The following is a 15160-nucleotide window of genomic DNA, read 5'->3' on the forward strand; positions in this document are numbered from 1 at the left end:
GTTTCCGAAGGAGCTTAAGCTGATTTTGAGCATGATTAGAGGTGATCTGACGGCTCTATCCCCTGAAGAATTCAAGGCGGGTTTGCAAGGAACCGATTGGCAGCTGTTTCTGCGGCTTGTCTATCATCACCGCCTATACTCTGTCCTTTATTTGAAAGTGAAAGAATTCAACTCTGCAATCATTCCTGCAGATGTTATGGAGAGTCTGAGACAACAATATACGGTCAATACGTTCCGCATGTTACATCTGACAGCTGAGATGGAGCAGGTGTGTGGAGCTTTTCGTGAACGCGGTATCCGCAATATTACACTAAAGGGACCGGCGCTCGCACATGATCTCTATGGCGATGTATCCATGCGAACCTCCAAAGACCTGGATATCCTGATTCCGTTCGATGATGTGGAAGCGGCTGAAAGCATTCTGGCTACTCTTGGATACGTATCCAAGGAAGGGGAGCGGGCACCTACGGTGCGCAGCTGGAAATGGCGGGAACATCATATCTGTTACACCCATCCGGTCAAAAGGACTCAAGTGGAAATCCATTGGCGTCTGAACCCGGATTCGGGGAAAGAAACCGATTTTGAATTGCTGTGGAAACGCAGCCGGTTCAGTTCATACACACAGACACCTGTCCGTATGCTCGAACAAGAAGACCTATGGGCTTATCTCGTAACCCATGGTGCACGACACGGCTGGTTCAGACTGCGCTGGTTACTGGATATCGACCAGATGATTCGCAGCATGCCACTCGATGTGAAGAAAGTAGAAAGACGTCTGAAAGCGGAGGGACGTTTATCGATCGGTTCACAGGCTCTTTATCTGGCCTCGGAGCTGCTGAACACGCCGCTGGATGTAGAGTACAGGTCCTTGATGTCCTTAAGTGACCGTACAGGCAAGCGATTAGCCAACGAAGGCGCAAAGTTCATGAACGACATGCTGGAAAGTCCGGCTGATATGAAGTCTTATCAATCGTATCTGTTTAAACTTCGAAGTACCAAACAGAAATGGTTTTTCTTTATTGAACGTTTATATCCAAGTACATGGGATGTAGATCAATTGCCGCTTCCGCGTTCTTTGTTTTTTCTGTACTTTCCGTTACGTCCGTTTCTCTGGTTCTGGCGGCGAATTAAAAGGTATACGGTGACGGAAAGGGGTAAAGTATGATCTCGGAATTAAGGTATTTCATGCGAAAGTTGCATCATGTCACGGGGCCCATTTTATATTGGAATCTGCTAGGGATGATCTGTATCAGTCTCATGGAAGGGATCGGTATCTACATGCTTGTTCCGATGCTGAGTTTGATTGGCATATTTGAGATGGGCTCCACAGGCTTAAACATTCCCTGGATTGGCGAAGTGTTGAATCGTTTTTCTGAAAATAGCCAATTGTTACTCGTATTGTTCACCTTTGTGTTAATTGTCTCCGGACAGGCCTGGATGCAGCGTCTCCAGACGATCCGTAATACGCGAATCCAGCAGCAATTTGTACGAACGCTGCGCATGGAAACCTATGGTGCTATTATTATGGCGCAATGGTCATTTTTTCTCCAAAAACGAAAATCCGATTTTAACCATATATTAACGACTGAACTTGCACGTGTGAGCCAGGGAACGAGCATTATGCTGCAAATGGCAGCCTCGCTGATCTTTACGGGCATTCAGATCGGTCTTGCTTTCTGGTTATCCGCCAAGCTGACGGCACTTGTGCTGGTCTGTGGATTGTTATTATTTTTTGTCTTGAGAAAATTCGTCAAGCGGGCCAAGCAGATCGGGGACCAGACCTCTGAATTCTCGCAAAGTTATTATAACGGCATTACCGAGCATTTCAACGGCATTAAGGATATTAAGAGCAACATGCTTGAGCGCTCCCACATGAACTGGTTTGAGCGCATGTGCAGACAGATAGAACGCAATGTCATTCAGTTTAGCCAATTGAACAGTGGAACACAGCTGATTCACCGGATGTCCGCGGCAATCATTATTGCGGCATTCATCTATCTTTCTCTCCGTGTAATGACGGTGCCTCCCGCAAGTTTGCTGCTCATCATTCTTATCTTTTCCCGCTTATGGCCAAGGTTTACGGCAATTCAGTCCAATCTGGAGTACATCAGCTCGATGCTGCCTGCGTTTCGAGTGGTCAGAGAACTGCAAGCGCAGACGGCGAAGAGTCGTGAGATTAGTGAAGAGATTGCTTCGGCAGGAGACGTTGGAACTGATGGAATTCAACCTATGGAACTGAAGGAATCTATCACGTGTGAGGATGTCTGCTATCGCTATGAGGGAAGTGATACGTACTCATTGAGAAATGTGCACGCTTCGATTCCAGCAAGGGGGATGACCGCAATTGTAGGTAAATCTGGAGCAGGCAAGAGCACGCTGATAGATCTGATTATGGGCCTTGTGAGACCTGAAACTGGTCGTATTCTGATTGACGGTGTGCCTCTGTCAGAAGAACGCTTATTAAGCTGGCGAAGTTCCATCGGATATGTCTCCCAGGACCCATTCCTGTTTCATACGAGTATTCGTGAGAATCTGCGTCTGGTTGATCCAAATGCAAGTGAAGAACAGATGTGGCAAGCGTTACAGTTTTCCTCTTCTGCGGCTTTTGTGAGAAAGTTGCCTCAGGGTCTGGATACGATCATTGGTGATCGGGGTATCCGGTTATCCGGGGGCGAACGTCAGCGATTGGTGCTTGCCCGGGCCATGTTGCGTAATCCATCTGTATTGGTACTGGATGAAGCAACAAGTGCGCTGGACAGTGAGAATGAACAGTACATTCATGAGGCGTTAGAACGGTTAAAGGGACATGTGACCATTATCGTGATTGCACACCGATTGTCCACAATTCGGACGGCAGATCGTGTAATTGTGCTTGATGAAGGTCGGGTGATTCAAGAGGGTGGGTACCAGCAGTTATCTACTGATCCGGTAGGGACGTTCAGAAAGCTTTTGAACATGCAAGCGGGTGTTGTGGGACAGTAAGAGGGTGGTTAGTAGAATCCATTCCAAAACTAAAAGCCGAGTATGGGACATATGTATCTGCCTCTGTTCATTCGTATATTTATTGAATAATCAGGCACGACACATGTAAAGAGGCGCGCCACGATGGGCGCGCCTTTTATGTAGGTAGTTCGTATATTGAGCATGGATTAATGAACAACGGCTGTTTTCGTAGGAAGCGGTAGCTGTAGAGCACCGATCTGCTCCAAATGCTGTAGGATCTCTAGTACAGCTTCCTCAATGGACCATTGTTCTGTATCAATGATGACTGAAGGCGATTTGGGTACATCATAGGGGGCGGAAATGCCTGTGAAATGCGGGATGTCACCGTTGCGGGCTTTTTTGTATAGACCCTTGGGATCACGACGCTCACATTCTTCAATTGAACAGCGCACATAGATTTCAATGAAATCATCTGGTTCAAATAACTGTCTAACCATCTCCCGATCCTGTTCATGAGGAGAGATAAAGGCCGAAAGTACAAACAACCCGGCATCCACCATTAACTTCGATACTTCCCCAATTCGGCGCAGATTTTCTTGACGATCCTCAGCTGTAAAACCAAGATCGCGGTTCAGTCCATGACGTACATTATCCCCGTCCAGAACATAACAGCTTACGCCTTGATCGTAGAGATACTGCTCCAGGGCAAATGCAAGGGATGACTTTCCTGCACCTGATAACCCGGTAAACCATATGGCACGACTATGGTGCCCATTATGCTTCTCCCGGTCTTGCCTGTTGATGCTGGATGATTGCCAAGTTATGTTGCGCTCTTCCTTCGACATGAGTATCCCGCCTTTTCCCTACCATGATATGTATAATATTTTAACATATTTACAAGATTATAGCACCTTATAGATTTCTTCAAAATAAGCGTGAATCGACAAAATATCGGGTATAGATGTAGTACATACATAAGCATTATGCATATATCCAAGGAGTATTTTGAATCGAATGATGCAAAATGCTCACATCGCAGGAGGAACAATGTCATGAACAAAAACATTCAAAACATACAAGTTGGGTTCAAATGCCCGGATTGCGAGCAGGATATCCGAGCGGAATTTATAGATGAACAGGTCAGCACGGTTCGTTGTAAAGGTTGTGACAGAGCGTATACACTTTTGAAGCCAACCATCGGTGATGAGATTCTACTGGATTGGGAGCAGGAGGCTTTGTATCACAAGCTGAGGGCAGAGCGGTCCGAACTGGATAATCACAATATGTCGGCCTTGATTATCAAAGTTATCGAGTTGCTTACATGGCGTGATCGGGGAGATGGACAGACCCGTGCCATACAGACCGTGAGGGAATGGCTTGCTTCCAGTGGCAAACCTCAGACCTTACTTGAATTGTTCCATCAATCTCCGCCACAACCTGAAAATAAACGTTTCGATCGTTAATGATTTACATACATTAGCCGTTCCTGTGGCATATTACCTGAAGGTGTTCGTGTGTGCAAACGACTAACCGAATTTTTCAGGAACAGGAGCGGATAGAATGAAGCGAATGGTTCTATATATACTGTTGGGACTGTTATCCATCAGTATGGTACCGGCACAGACTGAAGCATCACCGGTTACCGGAGCGTATCACTTTGGCTTCAAAAAAAGTCAAAACGGTCAACTGCCCTCCATTGATCAGGAAGGCTTTAAATCAATCTTACAACATAACGATGCCATTTTCCTGGGGGATACAAAACAGAAGGAATTGTATCTCACGTTTGATAACGGGTATGAGAATGGATTCACGCCTGCCATACTGGATGTTTTGCGTACCAAGAAGGTGCCAGCGGCTTTCTTTGTGACAGGTCATTATCTGAAAGATCAGCCTGAGTTGGTCAAACGTATGGCGGCTGAAGGTCATATTGTCGGTAATCATTCATGGAGTCATCCGGATATGACCCGCATCTCCAATGAAAAGCTTAGAGAGGAACTTGAGAAGGTCAAGACGGAGGTCAATCGGCTGACCGGTCAACAAGCGACCTTTTTACGGCCACCGCGTGGAATTTTTAACAATCGTACGCTTGCAGAGAGTCATGCTCAGGGTTATGTGAATGTGTTCTGGTCTGTTGCTTATAAAGATTGGGATACCAATGTGCAGCGTGGCGCACAATATGCTCATCAACAGGTGTTGAAACAACTCCATCCGGGCGCTGTCATTTTGCTTCATTCGGTATCCAAAGATAACACGGAAGCTCTGGGTTCCATTATTGATGAGGCTCGCAAGCAAGGATACGCATTCAAAAGTCTGGATGATCTGCGGACCAAAAGTTATTGATCCATTATCATAATGAGCAATGAACCAAATGTAGGTGATTCAAAAGTTTAGCAAAATATTAAAGGGCATCCTGAGCGATTAAGCTCGGAATGCCCTTTTTAGTTATACCGATATGCCAGTCCAAGTATTGGATGTACCACATACAGATTTAGAAAAAAGGATTGGGTAATACGATACGATGTAGCGTGTAATACTATAAAACAGTGTTATAAATGATTCCAATTGTTTTTGGGCCGCAGTGACTGCATACTACACAACCAGCAGTGGTTAATTCCACACGGGCACCCGTTTGTTCCTGCAAAGATTTCTGCAAGTCAAGCGCATCTTCTTCAGCCATGGTGTGTACAACAATCAGCAGGTCTGGATCGATCTGGTCTTTCTGGCTGAGCGTATTATTCAGCATTTGTTCCAGAGCTTTCTCCCGTTTGCCCCGCACTTTATAGGCAGGTGCCATCTTGCCATCTGTTACCCGGATGACAGGACGAATTTTCAACAGGCTTCCAATCAGGTTTTGCATGCCCGAACAGCGTCCGCCTTTATGCAGATACTCCAGTGTATCGATGACAAACTCCGTGCGTACATTTGATTTCATCGCCTCGATCAGGTGTGTAATCTGAGTCAGGTTTTGTCCTTTATCAGCAGCATGAACAGCTTTCATCACCATCAGTGCAATTCCTGATGAGAGATTCTGTGAGTCAATGACCGATATTCGACCTTCCGGGAACTCGGAACTCGCTAGTCGTGCATTTTGATAGGTAGAGGAAAGTTCAGAAGATAAGCTGATATATAGAATCTCATCCCCTTGATCTATGTAAGGTTGAAATGCCGTTATGAAATCAGCGGGGGAAGGTGCAGCTGTTTTGGGAAGACGCCCATCTTGGCTGACACGTTCATATAGCTGTTCGGGCTTAATCTCAGCACCGTCTTTCAGTGATTCTTCACCGAACACGACATATAAAGGAATGATACCGATATCGTGCTGCTGGATCCATTCTGGAGCCAGATCACTTGTGCTGTCCGCAAAAATTTTGATTCGTGACATGTCAATCTCCTTTGAAAACAATGATTTTGGCAAAAAATATAGATTATTCTTATGTGTAAACCCATTCATTTTAATTATAAGGAAACATGACGCTGATGCAAAGCGTTACATCAGCGTCATGCCTACCAAGATAAGTCCAACGAATAACAGAATCATGATCCCATTTAATAGGGTTCCGATAATGGCAAAAACTTTCTTTCGATTCTTGAGGACAAGACCAATAATTCCGACGATGCCTCCAGCCAGATTGAGAATCAGGCAGACCAGAATGGCTAATGAAGCCAGAACCACTGCTGGATGCAAGGCGATCTCTTCTGTCTGCAACGGGGTTAGAACTCCGATGGACTCGTTTACAGCCATGGTGGCAATAAAGAATATCAGAATATAACCCAAGATTGCAACCAACCCAATGACAAAACTGGCGATTCCAGGTCCGGAATGTTTCAGTGGTACCATTGGTTGCCTCTCATGATCTGGCGGGTATGCTTCATACCCATTGTTATTGTATGGATCTGCATGGCCAGGATTCTGATCCGTGTTGTTATAACCTGAATTATAGGAATCGCGATTATCCATAATGTTGACTTGCCTCCCTTAATCATCGTACTGAGTGTACTGAGTGTTATTAACCTAATCGATGAGTAATGATTCTTTCTTAGAATACACGATTACATACCTATTTACTTTTCCATAAATATCGATAAAAATCAAGGATTTACGCTTGTTTCCTACAATTTATAAGGCAGGGATAGGATTGTTAAGTATAAACAGACATATGATCTTTGAAGCTCCGTCACGACTGGTAAAGGAGGAGGGGATTCGATACAATAATAGGAGTGAATTGTAGTAAATTAAGGGAGAGAACTTATATGCAACGAAGATGGATGATGCTTGGAGCTGTAATGACCATGTTATCGGTGGCGATTGGTGCGTTTGGTGCTCACATGCTCAAGGATACGATTGGGCCGGCAGCCATAGCTACATATGAGACAGGTGTGCAATATCACATGATTCATGCATTGGCTTTGCTCATTATTGGCTTGACGGCTGGTCAACTTGGGGCATCTACAAAACTGAAGTGGGCAGCGCGTCTGTTGTTTATCGGAATTATCGTGTTCTCGGGCAGCTTGTATGTGCTTAGTATTTCTGGCATCAAGATTCTGGGTGCCATCACACCGATTGGTGGGGTAGCCTTCATTGCCGGATGGTTGTTATTGGCATTAGATGTATGGCAGCGAGGTAAGGATCGCTCCTGATCGGTCCAAACAAATCTCGGAGGGTTCAATTCTACATGAACCATAGAACTAAAAAAGCAACTTGCGTTAGAATGTACCGTCATTCTAACGCAAGTTGCTTTTTGTTTTAATCCGATGAAGTTAGTTACAGAAACTCATCGATTTCATTGGTTCGGAACGTATACACCTGTTTTTCATCGACATGGTAGATGCTCACAATACTGGTATCACGATCAAAATTCAGAATACGGCAAGGAATGCTCTGATGTTTACCGTTCTTGTTATTGACAACAATACGGGTGAGTTTATTCTCTTTAATGAGCGTGTCAATCCACGCGTCAAACGAGTTTCCATCGGATACATTGGATGTTTGGGTGGCAGGCTTTTTCTCACTAACCGGTTGTTCTTGTTGATTCTGTGTTTTGACTGGAGCAGGTGAGGCAGGTGTCTGAGCTGCAGTGGACGCCTTCTGTGCTGCGTTGGCTTTTTTGCGTTCGTTGTGAAGTGTGACGAAAGAGTCCTTCTTGGACTGGAGTGTCGCTTCAATAATTTTGCCTAGCTCTATGCCGGATTGAATCCGAAAGTCCGCAATTTGTTCTTCATTGTTTATGAACTCCAACAGGGACTGCAGTGCCAATGCATTTGAGCGGCTCTTAATAAGTATATCGACATTAAATAAAAAGCCGATGTCCTCTTGATTGGATAAGGTTTCTTTCATTCATCCCAGCCCCGTTAAAAATTATGTCAGCTCAAAAAAACGCTTCAATTCACTATATCATTAAAAAGGAAATTATCATAGTGCTAGAGACGCAGAAATATGCCGATTAGAATGGGGAAATATCACAAATAAACCTTATTATTCACGTCTTTTCGAAGATGTCCACAAGACAATCCAGAATGAGGAAACAACATTCGTGACCTGTGGAACAGGAGGTGGATCGGGAAATTTGTTGACCGATGCAGTCTATTATTGTTGGAGAGAGCGTATTGGCATGTGCGGAGCAACTTATCGCACCTCATTTTGGAGTAGAGTCGTAAAGTGCTGGTATATGTAAATAATGAACCCGTATGAGACAACATTCATCTTATGCCCACTTTATTTGTTTGTACTCTGACGTTTAACAACCGCCTTCTCATTATTATGTTACAATATGCTCATCACACATTAAGGAATGAAGACCATGCATCAAGGGGACAGTGTATTTGAACAGATTATGAAGCAGAAAAGATTGAAACCTATCAAGCCTGAAACTACAAAAGTTCAAGTTAAGCCAATACATAAAAATAAACTAGCTCAGGATCCATTAAGTGAATTGGATGTCCAGTTCAAAAAGTCGGTAGCTGAATCAATAGACCGCAGTGTACTTCATAGACGTGTACTGGGAATTAGAAGAGAGTTAACGGAGATAAGGCGATTAAAGAATGATGAGCATACGTTTTAAGGTAGGCCCAGTTCAACTCACCTTGGGTGGGGGGCTTTTATTAGTGTTTATTCCCCTGCGTTCTAATCCCTTCTATCGAATTTCATAGACCCACTCCTTTTGGCATGGTATAATCATTCCATAATTTAGGAAACGAGGTTTACATATGAGTGATATGAAGAAAATCTATTTGTATTTTAGTTCATGGATGATTCTATTTATTTTAGGGGCTATATCCTCATCTCAATTAGGAAGCAATCACCCACTAACGAATCTCTTGTACATTGTTGGTTTTGTATTATTAATAATTAACATCTACAAGGGATTTAAAGTAGTAAAAAATCAAGAAAAATTAGAACATGCATCAGGTAATGTGAGAGTACTAACCATGGAATTAGAGAAGTTAGATAAAATGTTTTCAGCCAATATAATCAATGAAGAGGAGTATGAGTTAAAAAGGTCTAGCCTTAAGAAGCAATACTCAAGTTCTGTCGATACATACATAAACGATAAAGACTGGCGTGCCTAGAGTATAGATCATAATAGTAGAAAATGACCGGATTAGGATTATTAAAATCTTGTATCTGAGCTGCCTCATTTCTGAGGTGGCTTTTTATATTCCAACTAAGCATATTTCTACTATCTAAGTCTGCGAGGAGAATTACCAACAATATATTTGAACTGTAAGTACCTACATTTTCTCAAACACGGCAGGTGTCCACACGACAATCCGGAATGAGGCATACAATTATCGTGACCTGTGGAAGAGGAGGTGGATCGGGAAATTATGGTGACGATGGAGCCTATTGTAGTTGGAGAGCATGTATTGGTAGGGGTAGAAGTCAAGCTGCCCAAAACAACGTTGTTGACCATTAACACATCCAAAGGATATATCATGTGCGGAGCACTCGACGTGGAATTACTTAATGAGAAGCTTGGGGATCGCAAAATTATTGCAGCTCGGGCGGTTGGTGTGCGTACACTGGAGCAGTTGCTGCATGCACCTATGGAGTCGGTGACAACAGAAGCCGAGGCCATGGGCATTACGGTTGGCATGACGGGTGTAGAGGCTTTGTTGAAAATGATCTAATCACTAACAAAAGGGCTCCCCATGTGGGAAGCCCTTCTTTAGCGTCTTAGCGTTCTAATACAGAGCCGGGCACATCAGTAGACACTAGCTCTATACACGATCTTTTTTCTTGAACACTTTTCATTAAATTAAGCTTCTTCCTTGGCGAACAAGGCAGCCAGGTTTTCTTGGAAAGGTGCGCGAACAACGCCTTTTTCCGTGATAATAGCTGTTACATATTCGTTAGGCGTTACGTCAAATGCTGGATTGTATACTTTAACACCTTGCGGTGCTGTACGTTTCCCAAATCCTTCAGTGACTTCTTCCGCAGCACGTTCCTCAATTGGAATGAGGTCCCCGGATGGAGTGGACAAGTCGATGGTTGACAACGGGCTTGCTACATAAAACGGAATATTGTGAGCCTTGGCAAGTACGGCAACGCTGTAGGTTCCGATTTTGTTAGCTACGTCACCGTTCGCTGCAACGCGATCTGTTCCGACGATAACCGCTTGAATCCAGCCTTTGGACATGACCATACCTGCCATGTTATCACAGAGCAGCGTGACGTCAATGCCGGCTTGCTGTAACTCAAATGCAGTCAGGCGTGCACCCTGAAGTACAGGACGAGTTTCGTCTGCAAATACCTTCAGGTGAATGCCACGTTCCTGCGCGAGATACATTGGAGCAGTTGCCGTACCATATTTCGCAGTAGCCAGTCCACCTGCGTTGCAGTGAGTGAGTACACCCATACCATCTTCGAATAAAGGCAGTGCATTCTCCCCGATCATGCGGCATACTTCTTCGTCTTCCTTCTGAATCAACAGAGCTTCTACTTCAAGAGCATCATTGCCCTCATCCAGGTTCAAGCCGGATTCAACGACCTCATTTGCTCTTTGCATCATGCGATCCAGTGCCCAGAACAAGTTCACCGCTGTTGGTCGGGAAGTAGCCAGATGAGCACATATGGATTTTACGTGATCCAACCAACCTTGAACGGTTGTTCCGTCATATGATTTGGCACCCAATACAACACCAAATGCAGCAGCAATACCAATCGCTGGAGCACCGCGTACTTTCATGGAGTGGATGGATTCCCATACTTCCTCGGGTGTATACAGTTTCAACATGAGGATCGTTTCGGGCAGTAGACGCTGGTCAAGCATTTCAAGCTTGTCCTTTTTCCAGATGAGAGAGGACAGAGGCTCATATTCAGGGGTTGTCATGGGTGGTTCCTCCGTTCCTTATGTTAAGACTTAGTAGTAGTAACAGCTGTGGATACAATATCCAGTACTTCGCCGATGGTATTCAAGCGACGGTTGTTCTTGATTAATGCTTTACCAATGGACAATGCTTTACGCTGAGCATGTTCACGTTCAGTCGCATTTGGAATGGTATCAATATCCGCCACGTGAGCGAGTCCAACGATACGACGAACCATTTTGGCACCTGCAAAGCCGATCGAATCTCTGAACAATTGTTGCACATATAGATCCTGATACCCTGACGTTTTTGCCATCGGATCAACGAGGTCATTAACCCAGAGGGCACGGAAACGAGATTCGAATTCAGTCCATACATCACGAACCATATTCAGCAAAAGCGTTTCACGCTCACGCAAAGCAGTCTCATCCTGAATCCATCCTGGCAGGGATGCGTAATTCAAGAGCAGGTTCGCAAGGACTGCACCGACATCAAATCCCATGGGTCCGTAATATGCAAATTCGGGATCGATGACCTTGGTTGATTCAGGTGTAACAAAAATACTGCCTGTATGCAGATCTCCATGAAGCAATGCCTGCCCATGTGTCAGGAATTTTTCCCGCAGCAAGGCCACTTCAAGGTGAAGCTCTCCATCGGAACGAAGCGCTTCAGCTTCATCTTCAATGGAAGCGTCATAATTATTTTTCTCAGCGATCCGGTAGGGTTCATCAAAGATCAGATCCTCCGTTATTTTGCATTGGTCCGGATTAATGAATCTGCCCTGTTGTTCCTTCTTCAATTGCTGATCCATGCCCAAGTCGGATGTGAAGAACAGCGTTCTTGCCATGAATTCCCCAATATGCTGTGCAAAAAGAGGATAGGTAACACCTTCGATCAGTCCTTTGCGCATGATCACATGATCACTCAGATCTTCCATAACCGTTAACGCGAGGTCATCATCGTAATGATACACTTCGGGTACCATTCCTGGGCACAGACGATACTCTTCCTGCAGAATCTCACGTTCAATGCGGGCACGTACCAGAGAGAGCGGCCATGATTCTCCAACCACTTTCGCATAAGGAAGCGCCTGTTTGATAATGATACTTTTATCGGAGTTCTGATCCGTGATGTGGAATACCAAATTCAGATTGCCATCGCCGATCTCGTGACAATCCAGATTTGCATCTGCCGCAAATGGACCCGGTAATGTTTTGGCCAGTTCAATTGCATCCTGGGGGGTAAACGGGCGATATTGGGACAAAGGTGCCACCTCCATATATATGAAGAAACAGGATAACCCACTTCTTTGCTTGGTATATGTCAGTATATCGGAAATAACGCGGTTTTTGAACTTTTTTTTGAGACAAGTCAAGTTGATCCTGATTCGAACTTCCTGTTCAAGGGTAAAAACAAATAGGCCGGACAGTTGAGAGAAACACTGTTCATAAGCCTCTCCGCTACCAAGCGGTGACACATTGTTAACTCTCTGTTATGCATTGCGGGACAACCTGCTTATAACGGCATGACAGACTAATTTTAAATAAAGGATGGGATTAATATGGCTACAAAAAACAAAACAGATCAAGCAAAATCGGTGGAACAAGTACTTAATCGTCAGGTAGCTAACCTGAACGTATTGTATGTTAAAATCCATAACTACCACTGGTACGTTAAAGGACCTAACTTCTTCACGTTGCATGTGAAATTCGAAGAGTTCTACAACGAAGTTACAGTACAAATGGATGAAATCGCAGAGCGTATCCTTACGCTGAAAGGTAGCCCGGCGGCTACAATGAAAGAGTATTTGGAGCTTTCCTCTATCCAGGAAGCAGCAGGCGGAGAAGACGCAAAAACAATGGTGCAAAACCTGATCGAGGACTTCGCTACACTTTCGAATGAATATCAGGAAGGTATCGATGTTGCAGATGCAGCTGAGGATCAACCGACATCCGATATGCTGACAGGTTTCAAGGCGGACCTGGAGAAACACATGTGGATGCTTCGTTCTTTCCTGGGTTAATATAGCCAAGATTTTGCCTAATACAAGTGGGTCTCTTACGTAAGCTTTCTGAGCTCGGATCTTTGTTGTCAGAAACGCCCTGAGCGTCTATACTGCTGACAAGAACGATAGGGGAGGGAACCGCTTATGTTAGAACCAACGATACCGGCTTTAAAAGAATGGGCTTCTGCAATCAAAGCACTGGAAACGGGTCGCCAAATTATGGTGATGCGCAAAGGTGGAATCGTAGAGGAAACCCGACATTTTGAGCTGAAAAGTCCGGCGTTTTACCTGTATCCGACTTATGAACATCAGCGTAAAGAACTGATTAAGTCCTCGGATCAATCCTATGTTGAAGAATCACTAGCCGAATGGGTGCCCGAAGCTTCGACAATCCGTATTACTGCATATGCCGAAGTAACGCAGGATCTGGAGATACGAGATCAGGAGATGCTGGATCGACTTCTTGACTTTCATATGTGGACAGCGGATTTTGCCGAAGACCGTTTGAAATGGAAACGGAAAGATCCGCTCCATGTATTGATTTTACGTGTGTACCTTTTGAAAAAACCGATGGAAATCCCCATACTGCCTGAATATAATGGGTGTCGTTCATGGATTTCTATTCCGAATGGTCCTGTGCCGCGCGAAATGACGCCGGTGGTGGACGTTGCGGATTTTGACGAACAGGTACAGAAGATTAACGAGATGCTCAAATTGTAAATAGTAACGTTATTTAACGGAGGGACTTGTCCATGATATGGATAAGTCCTTTTTTTTAGATTAGTGTACAGCAGATGACATAAAAGCTTGAATTGCTGTGATTTTTCTCACTGTACATTTGTGAGTAAGATGTTTTCTAATTTGATTCAATTTGTCTTTTAATATAGAATCAGAAAGAATAATGTTTCCTGCAAGGGACAAACGTTCTTAGGAAATGACTTGATTATCATTGAGAATCAGTTTAGAATTATTCTAAAGTGTTCTTGCTTTGAAAGATTCAAGTACAGGAGAAATTCAGGGGAAGCCCTGTTCAGATATAATAGGCGCTTTTTCTTTTTCGACAACAACATCAATTTAATCAATGGAGGGAAACAATACACATGGCTACGAATTTCGTCATTGAAGGTCTGAAAGCGACGATCGAAGGTAAGGAAATCCTGAAAGGCATCAACCTGGAAATGAAAGGTGGAGAAATCCACGCAATCATGGGACCAAACGGAACAGGTAAATCCACTCTGGCTTCTGCACTGATGGGCCACCCTAAATATGAAGTAACAGACGGTACAATTACACTTGATGGTGAAGATGTATTGGACATGGCTGTAGATGAGCGCGCACGTGCAGGTCTTTTCCTGGCTATGCAATACCCAAGTGAAATTGCAGGTGTTACGAACTCCGACTTCTTGCGTAGTGCAATTAACGCACGTCGTGGCGAAGGTAACGAGATCTCCCTGATCAAGTTCATTCGTCAAATGGAAGGTAAAATGAAAGAACTCGACATGAACCCTGAGTTCGCTCACCGTTACCTGAATGAAGGTTTCTCCGGTGGTGAGAAAAAACGTAACGAGATTCTGCAAATGATGCTGCTTGATCCGAAAATCGTAGTACTTGATGAAATTGACTCTGGTCTGGACATCGATGCTTTGAAAATCGTGGCTGACGGTGTGAACGCTATGAAGAGCGATGATCGTGGCTTCCTGATCATCACTCACTACCAACGTCTGTTGAACTACATTACACCTGACTATGTTCACGTAATGATGCAAGGTCGTATCGTGAAATCCGGCGGACCTGAATTGGCTCACCGTCTGGAAGCGGAAGGGTATGACTGGGTAAAGGCAGAGCTGGGAATTACAGACGAAACTGTAGGCCAAGAAGCGTAAAGACAAAACGGAGGAGGATTAA

At 44.4% G+C, this 15160-nt stretch carries 17 protein-coding genes; 11 read left to right on the top strand and 6 right to left on the bottom strand.

Annotation, left to right across the window (positions count from 1 at the left end; translation table 11 throughout):
- Window positions 1-31: 31 nt before the first annotated feature.
- Both MKY66_RS09300 and MKY66_RS09305 read left to right on the top strand, forming a co-directional pair.
- Window positions 32-1165: a nucleotidyltransferase family protein gene (locus MKY66_RS09300; protein ID WP_256704142.1), complete on the top strand. Its 1134-nt coding sequence runs from the start codon at window positions 32-34 to the stop codon at window positions 1163-1165.
- Window positions 1165-2982: an ABC transporter ATP-binding protein gene (locus tag MKY66_RS09305; protein ID WP_179088494.1), complete on the top strand. Its 1818-nt coding sequence runs from the start codon at window positions 1165-1167 to the stop codon at window positions 2980-2982. The genes MKY66_RS09300 and MKY66_RS09305 overlap by 1 nt, the downstream gene beginning before the upstream one ends.
- A 167-nt stretch (window positions 2983-3149) precedes the next feature.
- On the opposite strand, the gene cysC is transcribed toward MKY66_RS09305, so the two are convergent.
- Window positions 3150-3788 (bottom strand): adenylyl-sulfate kinase, encoded by a 639-nt coding sequence (gene cysC, locus MKY66_RS09310; RefSeq protein WP_076209140.1) that lies wholly within the window; start codon window positions 3786-3788, stop codon window positions 3150-3152.
- Between the two features lie 207 nt (window positions 3789-3995).
- Here cysC and MKY66_RS09315 point away from each other — a divergent pair, with 207 nt between their 5' ends.
- Window positions 3996-4406 carry a hypothetical protein gene (locus tag MKY66_RS09315; protein WP_076209139.1) on the top strand — a complete coding sequence of 137 codons (411 nt, stop codon included), beginning with the start codon at window positions 3996-3998 and terminating at the stop codon, window positions 4404-4406.
- A gap of 97 nt (window positions 4407-4503) precedes the next feature.
- Window positions 4504-5283, top strand: a complete 780-nt coding sequence (pdaA, locus tag MKY66_RS09320; RefSeq protein WP_036669871.1) for a delta-lactam-biosynthetic de-N-acetylase — start codon at window positions 4504-4506, stop codon at window positions 5281-5283.
- A 193-nt stretch (window positions 5284-5476) separates the two neighbouring features.
- Here the strand turns inward: pdaA and MKY66_RS09325 are convergent, their stop codons facing one another.
- Window positions 5477-6325, bottom strand: a complete 849-nt coding sequence (locus MKY66_RS09325; RefSeq protein WP_036609970.1) for a DegV family protein — start codon at window positions 6323-6325, stop codon at window positions 5477-5479.
- Between the two features lie 105 nt (window positions 6326-6430).
- Window positions 6431-6901, bottom strand: coding sequence for a hypothetical protein (locus tag MKY66_RS09330; protein WP_083656923.1), 471 nt, complete (start codon window positions 6899-6901; stop codon window positions 6431-6433).
- A gap of 293 nt (window positions 6902-7194) precedes the next feature.
- Here MKY66_RS09330 and MKY66_RS09335 point away from each other — a divergent pair, with 293 nt between their 5' ends.
- The gene (locus tag MKY66_RS09335; RefSeq protein ID WP_017689551.1) at window positions 7195-7581 is read left to right on the top strand and encodes a DUF423 domain-containing protein; all 387 of its coding nucleotides are present in this window, start codon (window positions 7195-7197) and stop codon (window positions 7579-7581) included.
- 124 nt (window positions 7582-7705) lie between these two features.
- Here the strand turns inward: MKY66_RS09335 and MKY66_RS09340 are convergent, their stop codons facing one another.
- Window positions 7706-8278 carry a hypothetical protein gene (locus MKY66_RS09340; protein ID WP_036609959.1) on the bottom strand — a complete coding sequence of 191 codons (573 nt, stop codon included), beginning with the start codon at window positions 8276-8278 and terminating at the stop codon, window positions 7706-7708.
- A gap of 496 nt (window positions 8279-8774) precedes the next feature.
- Here MKY66_RS09340 and MKY66_RS09345 point away from each other — a divergent pair, with 496 nt between their 5' ends.
- The 3 genes from MKY66_RS09345 (at window position 8775) to MKY66_RS09355 (ending at window position 10071) form a co-directional block, all read left to right on the top strand.
- Window positions 8775-9002 (top strand): hypothetical protein, encoded by a 228-nt coding sequence (locus MKY66_RS09345; RefSeq protein ID WP_339807122.1) that lies wholly within the window; start codon window positions 8775-8777, stop codon window positions 9000-9002.
- Window positions 9003-9147: 145 nt separating this feature from the next.
- Window positions 9148-9510 (top strand): SHOCT domain-containing protein, encoded by a 363-nt coding sequence (locus MKY66_RS09350; protein ID WP_076209137.1) that lies wholly within the window; start codon window positions 9148-9150, stop codon window positions 9508-9510.
- A 258-nt stretch (window positions 9511-9768) separates the two neighbouring features.
- The gene (locus MKY66_RS09355; RefSeq protein ID WP_076209136.1) at window positions 9769-10071 is read left to right on the top strand and encodes a DUF1805 domain-containing protein; all 303 of its coding nucleotides are present in this window, start codon (window positions 9769-9771) and stop codon (window positions 10069-10071) included.
- Between the two features lie 128 nt (window positions 10072-10199).
- Here MKY66_RS09355 and mtnA read toward each other — a convergent pair whose 3' ends face one another.
- Together mtnA and mtnK are read right to left on the bottom strand one after the other, a co-directional pair.
- Window positions 10200-11273, bottom strand: a complete 1074-nt coding sequence (gene mtnA / locus MKY66_RS09360; protein WP_076209135.1) for an S-methyl-5-thioribose-1-phosphate isomerase — start codon at window positions 11271-11273, stop codon at window positions 10200-10202.
- 23 nt (window positions 11274-11296) lie between these two features.
- On the bottom strand, window positions 11297-12514 hold the full coding sequence (gene mtnK, locus MKY66_RS09365) for an S-methyl-5-thioribose kinase (RefSeq protein ID WP_076209134.1): 1218 nt from the start codon (window positions 12512-12514) through the stop codon (window positions 11297-11299).
- Window positions 12515-12811: 297 nt separating this feature from the next.
- Between mtnK and MKY66_RS09370 the strand changes: the two genes are divergently transcribed.
- The 3 genes from MKY66_RS09370 to sufC all read left to right on the top strand — a co-directional run bounded on the left by MKY66_RS09370 (window position 12812) and on the right by sufC (window position 15138).
- Window positions 12812-13273: a Dps family protein gene (locus MKY66_RS09370; protein WP_076209133.1), complete on the top strand. Its 462-nt coding sequence runs from the start codon at window positions 12812-12814 to the stop codon at window positions 13271-13273.
- A gap of 126 nt (window positions 13274-13399) precedes the next feature.
- Window positions 13400-13975 carry a DUF1802 family protein gene (locus tag MKY66_RS09375; RefSeq protein WP_076209132.1) on the top strand — a complete coding sequence of 192 codons (576 nt, stop codon included), beginning with the start codon at window positions 13400-13402 and terminating at the stop codon, window positions 13973-13975.
- Window positions 13976-14355: 380 nt separating this feature from the next.
- Window positions 14356-15138, top strand: a complete 783-nt coding sequence (gene sufC, locus MKY66_RS09380) for a Fe-S cluster assembly ATPase SufC (protein ID WP_076209131.1) — start codon at window positions 14356-14358, stop codon at window positions 15136-15138.
- Window positions 15139-15160 lie beyond the last annotated feature (22 nt).

Origin of the sequence: Paenibacillus sp. FSL R5-0766 (assembly GCF_037971845.1) — a bacterium.
In the GTDB taxonomy this organism is placed as follows: Bacteria; Bacillota; Bacilli; order Paenibacillales; family Paenibacillaceae; genus Paenibacillus.